The organism is Dactylosporangium sp. NPDC006015, assembly GCF_040614215.1.
Lineage (GTDB): Bacteria > Actinomycetota > Actinomycetes > Mycobacteriales > Micromonosporaceae > Dactylosporangium > Dactylosporangium maewongense.
Genome location: NZ_JBEXUD010000076.1, coordinates 1 through 17,511 on the forward strand (window position 1 = coordinate 1; position 17,511 = coordinate 17,511).

Consider the following 17,511-nt stretch of genomic DNA (forward strand, 5'->3'; position numbering starts at 1 on the left):
GGACACCTCGGTGACCACGTACTTGTGGAACCAGTCGAGGGTCGGGTTGGCGGCATGCGGATCGGTGAGCTGGCGGAGCAGGCCGGGACGAGTGCGCGGGCGCTGCGGTACTACGAGCAGCAGGGGTTGCTCAGCGCCAGGCGGACGTCGAACGGGTACCGGGAGTACGACGAGGAGGACCTGCGGCTGGTGCGGGAGATCCGTGCCCTGCTGGAGATCGGGTTCAACCTCGAGGACACCCGGCCGTTCGTGGAGTGCATCCGCGAGGGGCACAGCTCGGGGGCGGAGTGCCCCGGGTCGGTCGAGGTGCTCACCCGCCGGCTCGCGGAGATCGACGACTACATCGTGCGGCTGCGGCGGATCCGGGCCACGATCGTGAAGGAGCTGGGCTGAGTCATGCAGGACATCACGGATGCCACGTTCGCCGAGGAGGTGCTCGGCAGCGAGCTGCCGGTGCTGGTGGACTTCTGGGCGGAATGGTGCCCGCCGTGCCACCGGTTGTCGCCGGTGCTGGAGGAGCTGGCCAAGGAGTACGAGGGCCGGGCGAGGATCGTGAAGATCGATTCGGATGCGAACCCTGAGACGGTGCGGGCGTACGGGGTGCTGTCGATGCCGACGCTCAGCCTGTTCCGCAACGGGGAGCTGGTGTCGCAGGTGGTCGGGGCGCGGCCCAAGTCACAGCTGCGGGCGCAGCTCGACACCGTGAGCTGAAGCACCCTCAACCAGGCGGCGAACCCGCCGAAATAGCACAGGTGCGGGGAAAGCTGTGGATGTGGTGGACGGTCGCCGGCGTACTGACGACCGTCGGCTACTTCCTGCTCCCCACCGGGTCGCTCGCCGCCGGCCTGGTCTACGACGGGCTCGGCGCCGCCGCCGCGACGGTGCTACTCGCCGTGGCCCCGAGGCAGGCCGCGAAGGAACGGCCCGCGTGGTGGCTGTTCGCGGCCGGCATGCTGCTGTGGTCGAGCGGCGACGCCGTCTACACCTACTACGCGCACGTGCTGCACCAGGACCCGTTCCCGTCGGTGGCGGACGCGCTCTACCTGGCCGCGTACCCGCTGCTCGCCTCCGGCGTGTTCGTGCTGGTCCGGCAGCGGGCCGGCCGCAGCCGCGCGGCGGTCCTGGACGCCTCGATCGTGGCGACGGGCGCGGGGCTGGTGCTGTGGACGTTCCTCATGCAGCCGATCGCGGACGACGGCACCGCGATCGGCACGCGGGTGGTGGCGCTCGCGTATCCGGCGTTCGACGCGCTGCTGCTGGCCATGCTCGCCAGGCTGTTCGTCTCCGGCGCTGTGCGCGACGCCGGGATCGGCCTGCTCGCCACGTCGCTTGCCCTGCTGAACTGCGCCGACGTCATGTACTCGATCGTCACGTCGTACACCTCCTATGGCGGCGGGCTGTTCGACGCCGGCTGGATGCTGTCCTACGTGCTGTGGGCGGCCGCCGGGCTGCACCCGTCGTCGAGAGCGCCCCGGGCGAAGGCACGGGAGGCGCGGGCGACGGTCGGGTGGGTGCGCCTGCTGACCCTGGCCAGCTCGTCGCTGCTGGCCCCGGGCGTGCTCCTGGTCCAGGGCGTCACCCGGCCGCACGACATCGACTGGCTGCCGGTCGGCGCCTGCGCCGTCGTGTTGTTCCTGCTGGTGGGTGTACGCATGGCGGGGCTGGTCCGGCAGGTGCACCGGCTCGCCATGCTCGACGACCTGACCGGCCTGGCCAACCGGCGGGAGCTGGAGGCGCGCATCCGGGCGGCGCTCGACACCCCCGCGACGGTCGCGCTGATCGACCTCGACGACTTCAAGGGCATCAACGACCGGCTCGGCCACGGCGTCGGCGACCGGCTCCTCATCGCCGTCGCCGAGCGGCTGCGGTCGGTGGCCCGCCCGGGCGACACCGTGGCGAGGCTCGGCGGCGACGAGTTCGCGCTGCTGCTGCCCGGCGGCGACGTGGCCGCCTACGCCGAGGCCCTGGAGCGGCCGTTCCAGGCAGGTTCGCACCGGCTGCTGGTGCGCGCCAGCGTCGGCGTCGCGGACTGCCTGGGCACCGGCGAGGAGTTCGAGCCGCTGCGCCGCGCCGACGTCGCCATGTACGCGGCGAAGAAGACCGGCGGGCGGGTGCTGCGCTACGACACGGCCCTCGACCGGCAGGCGTCCGAGCACGCCGAGCTCGGCGCCGAGCTGCGCACCGCCCTCGACGAGTCGCAGTTCTTCATGGCGTACCAGCCGATCGTCGCCCTCCCGTCGGGGGAGACCGTCGCGGTGGAGGCGCTGGTGCGCTGGCGGCACCCGCTGCGCGGGCTCGTCAGCCCGGCCGACTTCGTGCCGGTCGCCGAGCACAACGGCCTGATCGTCGAGCTCGGCGCCTGGATCCTGCGCGAGTCGTGCACCCGGATGGCGCACTGGCGGGCCACTCTCGGCGCCGACGCGCCGCAGCGGGTGAGCGTCAACGTCTCGGCCCGGCAACTGTCGGAGCCCGGCTTCGCCGAGTCGGTCGCCGCCGTGCTCGCCGACACCGGCCTGCCGCCGCGGCACCTGGTCGTCGAGGTGACCGAGACCGCGGTCTTCGACAGCGACACCGCCCTGGACACGCTGCGTGCGGTGCGCGCGCTCGGCGTGCGGATCGCCCTCGACGACTTCGGCACCGGGCACTCGTCGCTCGGCCTGCTGCAGACGGCGCCGGTCGACATCCTGAAGGTGGACAAGTCGTTCGTGGATCACGTCGGTACGCCCGGGCGGCAGGCCGTGATCGCGCGGGCCCTCATCGACGTGAGCAACCATCTCCAGCTGACCGCGATCGCCGAAGGGGTCGAGACCGCGGCGCAGGCCGAGGAGCTGTACCGGCTGGGTTACCGCTTCGTCCAGGGGTACCTCTACGGCCGGCCCGCGCCGGACCTCGTCAGGTCGAGCGGCCAGCACCAGCTGACCGCCTGGACCACCACCGTCAGGAGGGCGGCCGGCACCAGCTGACCGCGCCTGGACCACCGCCGTCAGGAGGCGGCCAGCCTGGACCACCGCCGTCAGGAGGTGGTCAGCACCAGCTTGCCGCGCAGGCCGCCGGCCTCCAGCCGCCGGTGCGCCTCCGCCGCCTCGTCGAGGGGCAGGGTGCCGGCGACCCGGGTGACCAGGCCCGCGCCGAGCAGCTCGGCGAGCAGCGCCCGGTCCGGGGTCACGTGCACCGTGCCGACCCGCACGCCGCGCTCGGCAGCCGGGGCGGCCGGGTCGGTGACGGCCACGTGCACGCCCCCGTCGCGGACCGCGCCGATCGCCCCCGGCACCGACGCCGCGTCCAGCACCGCGTCGAACGCCTTCGGCGGCAGCGGGTCGGTGCGCGACAGCACCGTCTTCGCGCCGAGCCCCGCGACGAACGGCTCGTCGCCGGTGGACGCGACCGCCGTCACCTCGACGCCCGCGGCCGCCGCCAGCTGCACCGCGAACCCGCCGACGCCGCCGCTCGCCCCCGTGACGAGCAGTGACCGGCCGGCGCTGAGCCCGGCGATGCGCAGCGCCTGCGCCGCCGTGACCGCGTTCAGCGGCAGCGTCGCCGCCGTGACGAGATCCGTGCCGGCGGGCACCGGCGCGAACCACGCCGGGTCCGCGAACAGCACCGAGGCCTGGGCGCCGACGGTGCCGCCCTGCTCGAACCACGGCACGAACCCGGCGACCCGCTGCCCGTCGTCGGTGACCCCGGCGAAGTCCCAGCCCAGGACGAACGGCCCGGTCAGGTCCGGCAGCAGCGCGGCCAGCCAGCCGGCCCGCGTCGCCACGTCGACCGGGTTGACCGCGGCCGCCTCGACCCGCACCCGCACCCGCCCGGCGGTGTCAGGGGCCGGCGAAGTCCGCTCCACGACCCGCAGCGCGTCGATCCCGCCGTACCGCTGCACCTCGACAACTCGCATGACGATCCCCCTCTGGTGTCGCTCTGACAGGGACCAGCCTGAATCGAGGCAGGTACTGTTGGAAACCAGGCACCTGAAAGTGCCCTAGGGACGCGAAGGGACCGTCATGGCGAAGACCGCGGAGCAGCAGCGCCTCGAGGCGAAGGTCCTCTACGACGCCTACATGGCCGCCTGCCCGACCCGCGAGGTGTTCGCCACGATCGCCGACAAGTGGGCCGGCCTGCTGGTCAACGCGCTCGCCGACGGCCCGCGCCGGCACAGCGAGCTGCGGCGCCGCATCGCCGGCGCCAGCCAGAAGATGCTGACCCAAACGCTGCGCACCCTGGAGCGCGACGGCCTGGTCAAGCGCACCGTCACCGCCGCGGTCCCGGTCCGCGTCGACTACGAGCTGACCCCGCTCGGCCAGTCCCTGGCCCCGGTCCTCGGCGCCCTGAAAGCCTGGGCCGAGACCAACATCGAGCACATCATGGCCGCCCGGGACGCCTACGAGACCGTTTGAGCATCGGCGGCGTCACAAGCCCTTCAGCGGGCGACCGCCCGGCCGATGACGCGGGCATGCCGGGACCGACGATGGACGCCGCCGCCCGCGACGCGGTGTTCGCCACTGTACTGGCGGAGCACCCCGACGCGTTCGTCAGCGCTGTCACGGTGCAGGGGCTGTTCGCGCCGCTGCCGGACGAGCTGCGCCGCAGCGGCCTGCGCCCGCTCGAGGGTCCGTCGTCCGCGCTCGGCCTCATCGTCGGCGAGGACCACCCGGCGGTCGTCGACGCGTGGCACCGGGTGGTGACGGAGGGCGCCGCCGAGTGCCTGGTCCGCCCGAGGGCCGCGCCCGGCGTCGTCGCCCGCATGCTCCTGGTCGACACGACGCACCGCTTCGGCCTGTACACCTGCTGCATCACGGGACTGGAAGGGCCGCTTGGCGCGCTCGGCGCCGACCCGGTGCGGCCGCGGATGGTCACCGTGCGCAAGGACCAGACGGCGGTCATCACCGCCGCCGATCCGGGCATCGAGCGGCTGCTCGGCTGGACCGCGGAGGAGCTCGTCGGCCGCCGCACCATCGACCTCGTCCACCCCGACGACCACCAGCGGGCCATCACCGGCTGGATGGACCTGCTCACCGTTCCGGACGGCGGCGCCCGCCGGGTCCGGCTGCGGCACCTGCACCGCGACGGCCGCGCCGTCTGGTTCGAGATCACCAACCACAGCTTCCTCGGCACGCCCGGGGACCCGCACGTCGTCGGCGAGATGCTCGACATCAGCGACGAGATGGCCGCCGAGGAGGCGCTGCGGGCCAGCGAGCAGCGGCTGCGCCGGCTCACCGAGGCGCTGCCGATGAGCATCCTGCAGATCGACGCCGACCGGGTCATCGTGTATCAGAACGCGCGGGTCGCCCGCACCGTCGGCACCGGGGAAGGCGACGTGCTCGACGGCGCCCGCCTCGCCGGCGGCGTCACCCCCGGCGACCTGCCCAAGGTCTCCGACGCCCTCGACGCGGTCCTGCGCGACGGCGCCGACGCCGACCTCGAGTACGGCTTCCGCCACCCGGACACCGGGCTGCGCCGCGTCGACGCGAAGGTCCGCGCGCTCGTCGGCGACGACGGCCGGGTGACCGGCGCCATCATCTGCCTCACCGACGTCACCGACGCGGTCCGGATGCGCGAGGAGCTGCACCGGCAGGCGACGTACGACGCCCTCACCGGCTGCCGCAGCCGCGCCGCGACCCTCACCGCCCTCGAAGAGGCCCTGGCCCTGCCGGCGGGCGGCCGCGGGGTGTCGCCGTCATCTTCGTCGACCTCAACGAGTTCAAGCAGGTCAACGACCGGCACGGGCACGCCGCCGGCGACCGCCTCCTCACCCACGTCGGCGACCTGCTGCGCGGCGCGGTCCGCGACGGCGACGTGGTCGGCCGCTTCGGCGGCGACGAGTTCGTGGTCGTCTGCCGCGACGTCGCCGGCCGGCCGCAGGCCCGCCGGATCGCCGAGGCCCTCGCCACCGCCGTCGCCGCCGACAGCGCCGCCCTGCGGTTCGACGGCATGCGGATCCTGCCGCGGGCCAGCATCGGCGTCAGCTGGGCGCGCCCCGGCACGGTCGACGCCGACGCCCTCGTCGCCCGCGCCGACGCCGCCATGTACCGCGCGAAGAAGTCCCGGGCCGGCCGCGTCGCCCTGCAGGAAGCCGCCTAGCACGGGGCCTCCTGCCGCCGCCGGGTCCTCCAGGATCGGCGGTCGACTCGGGGGAGGCGCCGCATGGATGACCTGGCACCGTCGGACACGGAGGTCACCGTCGTCACCGTGCTGACGGGGGCGGGGGTGCTGCTGGCGCTCGCGCTGCTGGCCACCCTGGCGGTGCTGCGCCGCAGGCGCCGCCCGGTCGCGCCGCCGCCGGGCCGGCCGGCGCTCGGCCTGGCGTTCCTCACGGTGGTCGCGACCGTGCTGCTGTTCTTCGGCGGCCGGATCCCGTTCGTCGACGCCCACCCGGGCGACTCCGCGACCCTCTTCGAGCTGCACGGCCAGCAGGCGCCGGTGTACTGGATCGCGTACCTGATCGGCGGCGGCCTCCTCGTCGTCCTCGTCACCGCGCTGTTGAAAGTCGCCGGCCACCCTGCGCTGGGTCGTGGGCCCGCCGGCGGCGCTGGTCGCGGCCCTGATGATCCTGCTGACGGCCGCGCTGCGCCTGAAGATCAGCTACCTGGACGAGCGCCTCGCCGCCGCCCACCTGCCGGAGATCGGGCCGACCCCCGAGGCCAGCGACGGTGCCGCCGGCGCGTACGCGATGGGCGGCTGGATCCTGGGCGTCCTCGGCGTCGCGCTCCTGGCGATGGTCCTCGTGCTGCTGCTCGCCCGGCCGCACGACCTGGTGGTGTTCGTCGCGGTGACCGCCGGCGTCACGATGCTCAGCGCCCCGCACCTCGGCGCCGACTACTGGGGGCTGCGCGACGGCAGGGCCGAGCGCGTCAGCTACTCCGCGTTCGAGCTCGGCGGCCGCGCCCTCGCCTGGCCCGCCGTCATCACCCTCCTCGCCGGGCTCGTCGTCGCGATCCCGTTCCTGCCGAAGTGGTACCGCGGCGTGGCCACCTTCGCCGCCGCGGTCGCACCCGTCTGGATCGGTCTCGCCGTCGGCGTCTCGGCCGATCTCCTGGACGGCGTCGCCCAGCGCCTCGACGCCGAGGGCTACACCGCCGCCGTCACTCGCGGGGGCAGCGCCGGCATGTTCCTGTACGTCGTCACGCCGGCGCTCGTCGTCCCGATCGTGGCGCTGCGCGCCTGGTCCGTCTCCCGCCGCCGCACGGCACCAACCGTGGCAGGCCCGGTCGCGTCCGCCGCCCCGGTGGAACTGGCCGGCTAGCGGCGGCCGCCGCTGCCCCAGTAGAACGGGCCGGTCGCGTGGACGGTGACGGCCCAGCCGAGCTCGTCGAGCCGCCGCTCGAGGTCGGCGGGCCGGTGCGGGATCTTGAGGATCCGGTAGGGCGTCCCGTCGGTGAGCCGGCGCTGGATCACCGGGGAGTCCGCGCCCTCGATGAGCTCCTCCTCCGTGCGGTAGGCGTCGTCGACGAAGAGCACCCGCCCGTCCGGTTCGAGGCAGTCGGACACCATGGACCAGAACGGCGCGAAGCGCTCCGCCGGGACGTGGGACAGCCAGAAGCCGAAGAACACCACGTCGTAGCGGCGGTCCGGCCGCCAGTTGAACAGGTCGGCGCGCTCGAAGCGCACGGGCGCCGCACCCACGCGCGCCGCGGCGATGCGGAGCATCTCGGCGGAGGCGTCGACGGCGGTGAGGTCGGTGGCGTGCCGCAGCAGCTGCCGGGTCCAGGTGGCCGGGCCGCAGGCGAGCTCCAGGACCCGGCCGGTCGGCCGGAAGTCGTCGATGGCTCTGGTGAGTTCGTCGCCGCCGTCGAAGTGCAGCGCATGGTCGTCGTACTCGGACGCGACCGCCTGGTAGAAGGCGGCCTGTTCGTCCAGCAGCGTCGTCAGCCGGTCCCCGTCACCCATCCGCCGACTATCCCGGAGCCCTCCGCCGGGGCGCAACGCCGTCGGTCAGCGGATGGCGAAGACGGCCAGGCCCTCCGGGGCCTCCGCGTGGATCTCGACGCCGGAGACGGACGCCTCCGCGGGGCCCTGGCGGGTCCACGCGACCAGCCGCTCGACCGCCTCCAGAGGGCCCTCGAAGACCGCCTCGACGCGGCCGTCGTCGAGGTTGCGGACCCAGCCGCCGACGCCGGCGCCGACGGCGACCCGCCGGCACGTGTCGCGGTAGTAGACGCCCTGGACCCGTCCCGACACCAGCACCCGCCTGCGCTCCATGCTGCGACGCTACGTCATCGGGACGGCCGTTCGGGCAGGAGCCGCTCCTCGTGGTCGAGCTCCCGCTCCAGGACCCGCAGGCCCTCGTCGGGCAGGGTGCCGGCGTCGCGCCAGCGCAGCAGCTCCTCCCGCTGGGCGTCCATCGCGGCGCGCCGGACCCGCAGCGCCGCCTCGTACCGCGGCGACACCGGCATCTCGGGCGACTCGGCGTTCTGCAGGAGGTCGATGCGGCCCTGGTAGCGGGCGAGGCGCTGGTTGAGCAGGCCGCGCATGACCTGGATCGCCTCCATCTCGGCGGCGGCGTCCTCCGCGGACCGCCGGCCGGGCTTCTCGCCGATGACGACGGCGAGGTCGTCGAGGCGTTCGAGGGCGGCGCGGACCGATGCGGAGCGGGCCTCGTTGCGCAGGCGGGCCTCGTCGACGGCGTCGGCGCGCAGGCCGAGGCGGCGCACGAGGGGGCCGAACGTGAGCCCCTGCCCGACGAGCGTCACGAGGACGACGGTGAGGGTGCAGAACAGCAGCAGGTCGCGGTCGGGGGTGATGATGGGCAGGGTGAACACGGCCGCGAGGCTGATGACGCCGCGGGTGCCGGCCCAGCTCAGCGCGGTGACCTCCCGGCCGGTGAGCTTGCCGGCGTGCTGCCCGGTGCCGAGGCGGGAGTGCAGCGACCTGGGCAGCGACTGGGTGAGTAGGAGCCATACGGGCCGGATGAGCAGCACCGACCCGACCGACACGAGGACCGCCGTGACGATGGTGGAGGTCTCGTACCGGCGCAGCCCCTGGAGCACGTCCGGCAGCTGCTGGCCGATGTACAGGAACACGAAGCCCTCGAGCAGGAAGTCGACGAGCCGCCAGACGGCGCTGGTCTGCAGGCGGCTGGCGCCCGACGCGGCGCGGGGCGCGTGGTGGCCGACGACGAGACCGGCGACGACGACGGCGAGGACACCGGAGACGTGCAGGTGCTCGCCGAGCAGGTACGCGGCGAACGGCGTGGCGAGGGAGATCGCGTTGGCCGTGAGCGGGTCCCGGTTGAGGGGCCGCAGCATCCCGACGCCCACGGCGACGACCGCGCCGACGGCGGCACCGCCGACGGCCGCCACGACGAACCGGACGACGGCCGCGGTCGCGGAGAACTTGTCGCCGAGGATCGCCGCGGACGCGAAGCTCAGGATCGTGAGGGCGGTGGCGTCGTTGAGCAGGCCCTCGCCCTGGATGATCGTGACGAGCCGCTGCGGCAGGCCGACCCTGCGCCCGACGGCGAGGGCGGCGACCGGGTCGGGCGGGGCGACGGCGGCGCCGACCGCGATCCCGGCGGCGAGGGACGCGCCCGCGACGAGGTGGTGGAAGCCGGCGCCGATGGCGAGCGCGGTGATGAGCACCAGGATGACCGACAGGCTGACGACGATCCGCACGTTGCGCCGGATCGCCATCAGCGACGCGTCGAGTGCCGTGCTGTACAGCAGCGGCGGCAGCACGAACGTCAGCAGGATCTCCGGCTCGAGGGTGATGTCCGGGGCGGGCAGCAGCCCGTACACGATGCCGAGGACCGGCAGGATCGCGGCGGCGGGCAGCCCGGTGCGCCCTGCGAACCAGCGCACCGCGACGACGACGGCTACCGCGGCGAGGGCGAACAGCAGCAGCGTCTCGGCACCCACCACCCCATTGTCGGTGCCTAACGGGTGGAAGGCTTCCCAGACGCCGACTTCGACGGCGTCGCGCCGGGCGTCACGGCCGGCTGGTCGGCGTTGTTGTTGATCATTTCGGGGTGCCCGGCGAGGAACGGGCCGACCTCGTCCCGGACGATCGCGGTGAGGAGCGCCTTCGCGTTGTCGTCGAGGATCTCGTACGACTGCCCGCCGATCGTCTCGGAGTGGAAGTCGCCGTTGTTGACCTTCAACGTCACCATCTGGTCGGGTTTGATGCCCTTGAGGGTGAAGATCCAGTCGGTGAGGTCGATCTTGTTGTTGTAGAACGAGACCGCGTCGCCCATCCTGTTCAGTATCTCGGTGATCTTGATCGGGTTGAGCATGACGCCGGAGCTGGTGGCCTTCTTCAGCATCGCCTTGATGAACTGCTGCTGGTGGCGCTGCCGGCCGTAGTCGCCGTCGTTGTTGGCGAGCTTGTCGCGCTGCCGCACGTAGTCCAGGGCCTCCCAGGCCGCCATGTCGTAGCAGCCGACCTCGTAGGTCTGGGCACGCATGTTGGGCTTGAGGGTGGTGGGGAGGTCGTTGACGAAGTTGTAGGGCACGCCCTCCTTGCCGGTCTTGGTGTTCCAGCCGGTGTGGATGGAGATGACCCGCTCGTCGACGCACATGTGCACGCCGCCCATCGCGTCGACCAGGCCCTTGAACCCGTCGAAGTTGACGATGGCGGCGCCGTTGAACCGCAGGCCGCCGGTCAGCGCCTTGACGGTCTCGGCGAGCAGCTCCAGGCCGCCTTCGCGGCCGCCGCCGTTCTCCGAGCCGGCCTGGAACGCGGCGTTGATCTTGCCGGTGCCGCCGGTGTACTTCGTCTTCGAAAACGCCGGGATCCTGACCCGGGTGTCCCGGGGGATCGAGGTCAGGTAGACCGCGTCGTGGCTGGCCGGGATGTGCGCGATGATGATCGAGTCGGCGCGGGCGCCCATCTCGGCGTTGCCGGCGCGCTCGTCGACGCCGACGAGCAGCAGGTTGATCGGGCCGTCGATGATGTTGCCCTCGGCGGCGGCCTGGCCGAGACCGCCCTCATGGGTGATCTGGTCGCTGTAGTGGTCCAGCAGCAGCTTGCCGCCGATCAGCCCGCCGCCGCTGGCGACGAGCAGCAACGCGCCCAGCACGAGGAGCAGCTTCGCCCACAGCGGGTCCTTGCGTTTCTTCTTCGCCACCGCACGCCCTTCCAACCGTCGATCTCATGCTGAAGACGGAACCGGGGCGTGCAACGTTGCGTCTCGCTACTCGGGTCGGCCGTCTTTGACGATAGCGCCGACGAGTTTCCACTGGTCGTCCCGTGTTCACCCGATGTACGGGTGGCAAGTGTGGCGATGCTCACCCTGCCAGGTCGACCGCCGAGCCCGACGGGCGGCGTGGGGAGGCGGGGGCGGGCTGGATTCGGTCGGGGACGCCGATGCGCACCACCATCGCCGGGTGGCCGACGTCACCGAGCATCCGGCGCAGCATCGTGCGGGCCGGCAGGACCTCGACGAGGTCGCTCATCGGCGAGGCGGCCAGGCCGTCACCGGCGGCGGTGAGCAGCACCGCCGACAGCGCCTCGCCCGCCGCGATCCAGTCGCGGGCCAGGTCGCCGCCGGTGACCAGCACCGCGTACCGGGCGTGCCGGTCGGCGACGTCGCCGCCGGCGTACACGCTGGGAAGGGCATCCGGCGTACCGGTGAAGTCGCGGACCGGCACCGGCCGTGGCCCGCCCTCCGCGGCGGTCGCCGGCGGGACCCCGTCCTCGGCGCCGTCGTGCACCCAGGTCGCCAGCTCGGCGCGGTACGCCGGGTCGGCCCGCTCGACGTCGGCCGCATGGCCGGCGGCCACCACGACGTCGACCAGGTCCCGCGGGCGGACCACGTGCAGGTCGGCGCCGGCGGTCGCGGCCGCCCGGCGGAGCCCGTCGAGGGCGGCCTCGGGCACGTCCCGCTCGGCGAACGGCCGCCGGTCGGTGCGCCGGATGCCGATCGCCCGGCGCAGCCGCTGCGCCGCCGCGGTGCGTTCCCCGGCGCCGGTGACCCGCACGGTGGCGAGCAGGTCCGGGTCGCCGGCGTCCGGCAGGTACGTCACCTCCGCGGCGAACCCGTCCGCGGCGAGCGCGACCCGGGCGTGGTGCAGGGCGGCGCCGCAGCTGAGCGTCAGCAGCCGGCCGTCGGGGTCGATCACCGGCAGCTGCCGCGACCGGTCGGCGCGCAGCTGCGCGGTGTCGCCGTCGATGCGCCAGTGCCACGGCTGCGTGTTGAGGATCGACGGGGCGCCGAGGGCGGCGAGGACGGCGTCGGTCAGCGCCCGGCCGGCCGGGCTGACCCGCACGGCGGCGCCGTGATCGGTGTACAGGATGGCGGCCATGACGGGCTCCTTCGGATGCTCTGAGAGTGACGCTTCCAGCCTCGCCCCAGGCGGCGGGTGGCGGGCAGGGCGCAGATGCCCGCACCGGCGGGACCTTGGTCCCAGCCTTCTCAGGACCGTTTGTCTGCCGCTGTACGAGGGGCCGCCTGCGGCGCGGGGTGCGACGCAGGCGGCTGCTCGGTACGGGTTGCTCAGCTTGTTTCCTGGTTTGCCCTGGGCTGGGTTGCTCAGGCGGTGGCGGGCTGCGGGGCGGGGGTGTGGCGCAGGCGGGGTAGCCAGCGGACGTCGCCCGCGGTGGCCGGGTCCGAGCCGTAGGCGAGCAGGGTCAGGAAGACGCCGTAGACGGGCAGGTGGCCGAGCAGTTCCGGGGCGCCGAAGATGAGCAGCGTCGCGTTGAACGGGACCGCCGCGACCAGCATCGCCAGCTGCGGCATCGCGCCCGAGAGGACCAGCAGGCCGAAGAGCAGCTCGGTGGCGCCGGCGACGAGGATGAACGTGTCGGCGGGGACGTGCAGGCCGAGGTAGGCGAAGACGTCCAGCTGCGGGTAGTGCTCCAGGGTGGCGCGGGCCATCGCCGGGTTGGCGAGCTTCTCCGAGAACGCGAGCGTGACCAGGGCGGTCGCGACGCCGACCCGCAGCGCGAGCAGCGCCCGGCGCAGGGCCTTCGGGTCGGGGGTGACGGCGCCGTGCCGGTCGCCGGACGGCGGCAGGAACGCGAGGAACCCGGCGATGCCGAGCAGGTCCGCGGCCTCCAGGAGGCTGACCGGCCCGGTCGCGGCGAGCGCCACCGGCCCGACGACGACCAGCAGCAGGGCGGCGCGGCGCAGCCGGTACCCGGTGATGAACCAGACGCCGAGCGCACCCTCCACGACGCCCAGCAGCGCCGGGGCGGGCAGCTCGTGCAGCTCCAGGTCGGCGGCGAGGAAGTAGCCGCGGGCGGCGAGGGTGAGCAGGCTGACCCCGAGGTGGATCGCCAGCAGGCGCGGCAGGTAGGGGGTGATCCGGCCGAGCGGGCGCAGGATCCCCAGCTCCGGGGTGCCGACCCGCCGCCCGACGGCCCGCCAGGCCACGGTCACCGCGACGACGAGCGCGAGCACCGCGAGCGTGGTCGGCCGGGTCGCGAACGACCAGTCCGGCGTGTAGGCCGACGGGTCCTTGAGGAACCACTTCTCGTGGGCCAGCACAATGTCGTCGCGTTGCATCGGGTCGCCTCCAGCGTCCGCCGTCATCCCTGCCATCTCAGGATCGGCGGGCACGGCACCGGTCCTCAGGGCCGAAGGTCCTGAGTCGGCGGGACACGTGGCATCACGACAGCACGGCGTCACCGCATCGGCACCACGGCGGGCACCGGGGTCAGCGGTCGACGGCGATCCAGGTCGCGTGGGCGACGGCGAGGACGTCGCCGCCGGGGCCGTACAGCGTGGACAGCACCGACGCCTTGCGCCCCTCGGAGCCGACGTGCCGGCTGGTGATCACGCACTCGGCCCCCGGCGGCGGGACGGCGTCGACGTGGGCGGTCATGCGGCCCAGGACGTACGGGCGGCCCTCCGTCAGCACGGACCAGCCGCCGGGGCAGTCCAGCGCCGCCCAGACCAGGACCGGCGACACGTCCGCCGGGACGCGCCAGGGCGTGGCGGTGCGGCCGTCGGGCAGCGGCCCGGGGAACAGGCCCAGGCCGTCGGTGCGCTCCGGCCCGCACACGAAACAGGTCGGGAACGGGTGCGCGGCGAACCCGAGGTAGCCCGCCGACGCCTCGACGGCCGCCGCGAACGGGACCGACGGGACCGCGTCGGGCCGCTCCCCGCTGTCGGCCCGCGCGGAGGCGACGAGCGCGTCGCCGTCGTGCACCTGCACCGAACCGGCCGTGGTACTGACGGCGAGCGGCGTGTCCAGCGGCGGCGGCCTCCGCAACGTCACCTCGGCCGGCCCCTCGAGGTGCGCCGCGACCAGCCCGGCGGTGTAGCCGCCGTTGCCGGAGCCGGGTGGACCGTTGTACCGCGCCTCGATGATCATCGTGCCCCTTCACGTACGCTGCCGGCATGGACGGCTCTGACGCGCCCTTGCCCCGCTCCGCCGTGCCCCCGTTCGAGGCGCCCCGGTTCGACGTGCCCGGGCAGGTGGCCCTGGTGACCGGGGCCGCGCGGGGGCTCGGCCGCGCGATCGCTCTCACCCTCGCACACGCGGGCGCCGACGTCGCGCTCGGGCTGCGCGACGCGGGCGCCGACGCGGGTCTCGCCGCCGAGGTCGCCGCGCTCGGCCGGCGGGTGCTGCCGCTGCAGATGGACGTCACCGACGTCGGCCAGGTCCGCGCCGCCGTCGACGCGACCGTCGCGCACTTCGGTCGCCTCGACATCCTCGTCAACAACGCCGGCATCGCCCCGGAGAACCTCGCCGAGGACGTCGTTGAGGACGACTTCGACCGCACCCTCGCCGTCAACCTCAAGGGCACCTTCTTCGCCAGCCAGGCCGCCGGCCGCGTCATGATCGGGCAGGGTTACGGCCGCATCGTCAACATCGGCTCCCAGGCCGGCGCCGTCGCCCTGCCCGGCGAGGCCGTCTACTGCATGACGAAGGCCGCGATCGCGCACCTGACCCGCTGCCTCGCCGTCGAGTGGGGCGGGCACGGCATCACGGTCAACGCGGTCGCCCCGACGTTCATCCACACCCCCGGCACCGAGGAGTACCTCGCCGACCCCGCCCACCGCCGCGACGTCGTCGAGCGGATCGCCGCCCTGCACCGCATCGGCGAACCCGTCGAGGTGGCCGGCGCCGTGCTGTTCCTCGTCTCGCCCGCCGCGTCCCTCATCACCGGCGAGACCCTCCTCATCGACGGCGGCTGGACCGCCCGCTGAGCCCCTGACCCCACTGCCCCGCGGGTCAGTCGCGCAAGGCCAGCTCCGTGGTGCCCAGCAGGCGGCGGAGGCGGGTCAGGGCGCGGGCGCTCTGGGCCTTCACCGTGCCGGTGGGGATGCCGAGGAGGTCGGCGACCGTGTCGACGCTCTGGTCCTCCCAGTACCGCAGCACCAGGATCGCGCGGTCGCGGGCGGGGATGTGGGCCATCGCCTCCAGCAGGGTCAGCCGGAGCTCGGGCTGGTCCGGGCGGGCCTCCGGCTCGGCGATGTGCGGCACGACCAGCTCGCGGCTGCTGCTGCGGCGCTGGTGGTCCAGGAAGACGCGGAGGAGGACCTTCCGCGCGTACGCGTCGGGGGCGTCCCGCCGCTGGATGCGCCGCCAGTGCACGAACAGCTTCGCCAGCGTCGTCTGCGTGAAGTCCTGCGCCAGATGCCAGTCGTGGCAGAGCAGGTACGCGGTGCGCCGCAACCTCGGCGCCGCCGCCCGCGCGTAGTCGACGAAGTCCTCCTCCGCATCCGTCATGTGAGCTCCGGCAGCGTCGGGTGGCGGGCGGCGCCGGCGTCCACGAGGGAGCGGGGGATCATGACGCCCCAGCGGGGGTCGGCGGCGACCGCCTCGGCCTGCACGGCGGTGAGCACCTGCGGCGCCTCCGCGTTGGCGGTGCCGTCCCAGGCGAGGCACGCGGCGATGTTGACCTGCACGACGACCCGGTCCGGGCGGTGCAGCACGACGACGGTGCGCTGCACGCAGTTGTCGGGCAGGTACGCGACGGTCACCTCGGCGCCGTCGGGCCGGCGGAACGGGCCGGTGACCGCGCCCTGGCTCAGCTTCGCGCGCTCGTCCGTGCCGAGCGGGCCGTTGGTGTCCCGGCCGACCGCCACGCGCAGCATGCCCGGGCCCCGGCCGGTGTCGAGGTACACCTGGACCATCAGACCGCCGTCGGCGGAGCCGGCGTAGCCGCTGGTCACGCCTTCCGGCAGGAGCGACTCCAGCAGCACCAGCAGGCCCGCCGGGGTGGCCGGGACCAGCGGGCCGGCGAGCGCGGGGGCACCGACCTGCGCGGCCCCCGGGCGCAGCACGGCCCACCCGCTCACCAGGCCGGTCGTCATCAGCACGGCCAGCAGCGCGGCCGCCCCGTGCCGCAGCCGCCGGGTCACCCGCAGCCGCCGCCCTTGCAGGATCGACGCCGCGACCAGGTCGCCGATGGGCGGCTCCGGCCCCGCCGACAGCTCGTCGGCCAGCCGCGACCGCAGCTCCAGCTCCACCGGCGCCTCCCCACCTGCCCGTCCACCCTTCCCGACGGGCCGGGCCGAGCTTCCGGTTCAGTGGCGTGCGTCACAGCTGCGCCGGGCGTGGGGATGGGCCCCGGCGGCCGCGGCTCAGGACAGGCCGAGTTGCAGCGCCAGCCGCTCGTCGGGGTCGTCGAGCCGGTCGCCGTACGCCGTGCGGAGCTTCCGCAGCCGGTACCGGACGGTCTGCGGGTGGGTGTGCAACGCCTCGGCGGTCGCGATGACCTGCCCCTGGCAGCGCAGCCACTGCAGGAGCGTCTCCGCGAGCACCTCCCGTGACGCCGGGGTCGCGTCCGCGAGCGGGGCGAGGGCGCGGGTGGCGAGCCGGTCAGCGAGGCCCGGCTCCCACGCGCGCAGCAGCGTCACCAGGTGCTCGTCGCAGGCGACGACGCCGTCGGGGAGCGTGCCCGACTGCTGCAGCTGCAGCGCCCGCCGCGACAGCCGGTGCGACGTCCGCGCCCGCCGCAGCTCAACCTCCGGCCCGACCGCCGCCCGCCGCCCGGTGAGCCCGCGGACGGTCCTGCCGGGCAGCACGACGCTGGTCGCACCGTCGATGACGGTGGCGATCGCGTTGCCGCCGACCGCGCGGGCCACGTGCTCGGCGTCGGTGCCCTCGACGCTGACGACGGTCACCGTCGCCGGCAGCGGCCAGCGGGCCGCCTCCGCGGCGGCGTGCAGTGCGGCGTCGCCGGGCGGGTCCGGCTGCACCAGCAGGGTGATCAGGCGGCGCCGGACGAGCGCCCAGTCGAGCGCGGCGTCCTGCTGCTCGTCGAGGTACCCCTCGGCGGCGGCGCCGGCGAGCACGTCGACGTAGCCGAACAGGGCGTGCGCCACGGCGGACAGGTCGGCGCGGTCGAGCGCCTCGCCGTCGTCGCCGGGATCGCTGACGGCGGACCAGATCGCCCGGCCGCCGACGGTCAGCACCGAGCGCAGCGCGTCGATGCGGTGGCCTTCGCGGTACTCCGTCCGGCCGAGCTCGTGGAACACCGCACGGGTGCGGGTCAGGTCGCCGCCGGCGACGAACGTGTCGACGAACGCGTCCACGGCCGTCTCGACGCCCATGGTGAGCCCGCGCCCCTGCCCGCCGGACAGCGACCGGCCCTGGGCGAGCATCGCCGCGCTGACCGTCGCCAGGG

Annotated in this window: 18 protein-coding genes and 1 pseudogene; 8 read left to right on the top strand and 11 right to left on the bottom strand. The window is 74.3% G+C overall.

From position 1 onward, the window contains the following. Nucleotides 1-54: 54 nt before the first annotated feature. Genes ABZ321_RS55545 through ABZ321_RS55555 form a run of 3 tightly spaced genes read left to right on the top strand, consistent with a single transcriptional unit; the run spans nucleotide 55 to nucleotide 2,963 of the window. A complete protein-coding gene (locus tag ABZ321_RS55545; protein WP_344504232.1) occupies nucleotides 55-393 on the top strand; it encodes a MerR family transcriptional regulator in 339 nt (112 codons plus the stop codon). Between the two features lie 3 nt (nucleotides 394-396). Further along, nucleotides 397-711, top strand: coding sequence for a thioredoxin (gene trxA, locus ABZ321_RS55550; RefSeq protein ID WP_354904753.1), 315 nt, complete (start codon nucleotides 397-399; stop codon nucleotides 709-711). A 41-nt stretch (nucleotides 712-752) separates the two neighbouring features. Then, nucleotides 753-2,963 (top strand): bifunctional diguanylate cyclase/phosphodiesterase, encoded by a 2,211-nt coding sequence (locus ABZ321_RS55555; RefSeq protein WP_354904756.1) that lies wholly within the window; start codon nucleotides 753-755, stop codon nucleotides 2,961-2,963. A gap of 50 nt (nucleotides 2,964-3,013) precedes the next feature. Here the strand turns inward: ABZ321_RS55555 and ABZ321_RS55560 are convergent, their stop codons facing one another. Next, a complete protein-coding gene (locus tag ABZ321_RS55560) occupies nucleotides 3,014-3,892 on the bottom strand; it encodes an NADP-dependent oxidoreductase (protein WP_354904758.1) in 879 nt (292 codons plus the stop codon). 106 nt (nucleotides 3,893-3,998) lie between these two features. On the opposite strand from ABZ321_RS55560, the gene ABZ321_RS55565 reads away from it, so the two are divergent. From ABZ321_RS55565 to ABZ321_RS55580, 4 genes and pseudogenes are all read left to right on the top strand, one after another. Continuing rightward, complete coding sequence (locus ABZ321_RS55565) at nucleotides 3,999-4,391, top strand: helix-turn-helix domain-containing protein (protein ID WP_354904760.1); 393 nt, start codon at nucleotides 3,999-4,001, stop codon at nucleotides 4,389-4,391. A 452-nt stretch (nucleotides 4,392-4,843) separates the two neighbouring features. Then, nucleotides 4,844-5,548, top strand: a pseudogene (locus ABZ321_RS55570) (PAS domain-containing protein); the annotation flags it as partial. Between the two features lie 125 nt (nucleotides 5,549-5,673). Then, nucleotides 5,674-6,075, top strand: a complete 402-nt coding sequence (locus tag ABZ321_RS55575; RefSeq protein ID WP_354904815.1) for a GGDEF domain-containing protein — start codon at nucleotides 5,674-5,676, stop codon at nucleotides 6,073-6,075. A 430-nt stretch (nucleotides 6,076-6,505) separates the two neighbouring features. Then, nucleotides 6,506-7,237: a hypothetical protein gene (locus ABZ321_RS55580; RefSeq protein ID WP_354904763.1), complete on the top strand. Its 732-nt coding sequence runs from the start codon at nucleotides 6,506-6,508 to the stop codon at nucleotides 7,235-7,237. On the opposite strand, the gene ABZ321_RS55585 is transcribed toward ABZ321_RS55580, so the two are convergent. From ABZ321_RS55585 to ABZ321_RS55615, 7 genes are all read right to left on the bottom strand, one after another. Then, a complete protein-coding gene (locus tag ABZ321_RS55585) occupies nucleotides 7,234-7,881 on the bottom strand; it encodes a class I SAM-dependent methyltransferase (RefSeq protein WP_344504241.1) in 648 nt (215 codons plus the stop codon). The two genes, ABZ321_RS55580 and ABZ321_RS55585, sit on opposite strands and share 4 nt — an antisense overlap. 45 nt (nucleotides 7,882-7,926) lie before the next feature. Then, complete coding sequence (locus tag ABZ321_RS55590; protein WP_344504242.1) at nucleotides 7,927-8,193, bottom strand: acylphosphatase; 267 nt, start codon at nucleotides 8,191-8,193, stop codon at nucleotides 7,927-7,929. A gap of 14 nt (nucleotides 8,194-8,207) precedes the next feature. After that, nucleotides 8,208-9,848 carry a sodium:proton antiporter gene (locus tag ABZ321_RS55595; protein WP_344504243.1) on the bottom strand — a complete coding sequence of 547 codons (1,641 nt, stop codon included), beginning with the start codon at nucleotides 9,846-9,848 and terminating at the stop codon, nucleotides 8,208-8,210. A gap of 17 nt (nucleotides 9,849-9,865) precedes the next feature. Next, entirely contained in the window at nucleotides 9,866-11,056 is a 1,191-nt protein-coding gene (locus ABZ321_RS55600) for an LCP family protein (protein ID WP_354904767.1), read from the bottom strand. 160 nt (nucleotides 11,057-11,216) lie between these two features. Beyond that, nucleotides 11,217-12,233 (bottom strand): nitroreductase, encoded by a 1,017-nt coding sequence (locus tag ABZ321_RS55605; RefSeq protein WP_354904769.1) that lies wholly within the window; start codon nucleotides 12,231-12,233, stop codon nucleotides 11,217-11,219. Between the two features lie 227 nt (nucleotides 12,234-12,460). Then, a complete protein-coding gene (locus tag ABZ321_RS55610) occupies nucleotides 12,461-13,435 on the bottom strand; it encodes a hypothetical protein (protein ID WP_354904771.1) in 975 nt (324 codons plus the stop codon). A 151-nt stretch (nucleotides 13,436-13,586) separates the two neighbouring features. Continuing rightward, nucleotides 13,587-14,246 (bottom strand): hypothetical protein, encoded by a 660-nt coding sequence (locus tag ABZ321_RS55615; RefSeq protein WP_354904773.1) that lies wholly within the window; start codon nucleotides 14,244-14,246, stop codon nucleotides 13,587-13,589. Between the two features lie 26 nt (nucleotides 14,247-14,272). On the opposite strand from ABZ321_RS55615, the gene ABZ321_RS55620 reads away from it, so the two are divergent. Beyond that, nucleotides 14,273-15,085: an SDR family NAD(P)-dependent oxidoreductase gene (locus ABZ321_RS55620; RefSeq protein WP_354904776.1), complete on the top strand. Its 813-nt coding sequence runs from the start codon at nucleotides 14,273-14,275 to the stop codon at nucleotides 15,083-15,085. A 25-nt stretch (nucleotides 15,086-15,110) separates the two neighbouring features. Here ABZ321_RS55620 and ABZ321_RS55625 read toward each other — a convergent pair whose 3' ends face one another. From ABZ321_RS55625 to ABZ321_RS55635, 3 genes are all read right to left on the bottom strand, one after another. Next, on the bottom strand, nucleotides 15,111-15,608 hold the full coding sequence (locus ABZ321_RS55625; protein WP_344504249.1) for a SigE family RNA polymerase sigma factor: 498 nt from the start codon (nucleotides 15,606-15,608) through the stop codon (nucleotides 15,111-15,113). Further along, nucleotides 15,605-16,351 carry a hypothetical protein gene (locus ABZ321_RS55630; protein WP_354904778.1) on the bottom strand — a complete coding sequence of 249 codons (747 nt, stop codon included), beginning with the start codon at nucleotides 16,349-16,351 and terminating at the stop codon, nucleotides 15,605-15,607. The genes ABZ321_RS55625 and ABZ321_RS55630 overlap by 4 nt, the downstream gene beginning before the upstream one ends. Before the next feature lie 114 nt (nucleotides 16,352-16,465). Continuing rightward, nucleotides 16,466-17,488, bottom strand: a complete 1,023-nt coding sequence (locus ABZ321_RS55635; RefSeq protein ID WP_354904780.1) for a helix-turn-helix domain-containing protein — start codon at nucleotides 17,486-17,488, stop codon at nucleotides 16,466-16,468. Nucleotides 17,489-17,511 lie beyond the last annotated feature (23 nt).

Coding starts and splice junctions, on each gene's coding strand:
- ABZ321_RS55545 (WP_344504232.1), top strand. CDS start 55: ATGCGGATCGGTGAGCTGGCGGAGCAGGCCGGGACGAGTGCGCGGGCG.
- trxA (WP_354904753.1), top strand. CDS start 397: ATGCAGGACATCACGGATGCCACGTTCGCCGAGGAGGTGCTCGGCAGC.
- ABZ321_RS55560 (WP_354904758.1), bottom strand. CDS start 3,892: ATGCGAGTTGTCGAGGTGCAGCGGTACGGCGGGATCGACGCGCTGCGG.
- ABZ321_RS55565 (WP_354904760.1), top strand. CDS start 3,999: ATGGCGAAGACCGCGGAGCAGCAGCGCCTCGAGGCGAAGGTCCTCTAC.
- ABZ321_RS55585 (WP_344504241.1), bottom strand. CDS start 7,881: ATGGGTGACGGGGACCGGCTGACGACGCTGCTGGACGAACAGGCCGCC.
- ABZ321_RS55590 (WP_344504242.1), bottom strand. CDS start 8,193: ATGGAGCGCAGGCGGGTGCTGGTGTCGGGACGGGTCCAGGGCGTCTAC.
- ABZ321_RS55605 (WP_354904769.1), bottom strand. CDS start 12,233: ATGGCCGCCATCCTGTACACCGATCACGGCGCCGCCGTGCGGGTCAGC.
- ABZ321_RS55610 (WP_354904771.1), bottom strand. CDS start 13,435: ATGCAACGCGACGACATTGTGCTGGCCCACGAGAAGTGGTTCCTCAAG.
- ABZ321_RS55615 (WP_354904773.1), bottom strand. CDS start 14,246: ATGATCATCGAGGCGCGGTACAACGGTCCACCCGGCTCCGGCAACGGC.
- ABZ321_RS55620 (WP_354904776.1), top strand. CDS start 14,273: ATGGACGGCTCTGACGCGCCCTTGCCCCGCTCCGCCGTGCCCCCGTTC.
- ABZ321_RS55625 (WP_344504249.1), bottom strand. CDS start 15,608: ATGACGGATGCGGAGGAGGACTTCGTCGACTACGCGCGGGCGGCGGCG.
- ABZ321_RS55635 (WP_354904780.1), bottom strand. CDS start 17,488: ATGCTCGCCCAGGGCCGGTCGCTGTCCGGCGGGCAGGGGCGCGGGCTC.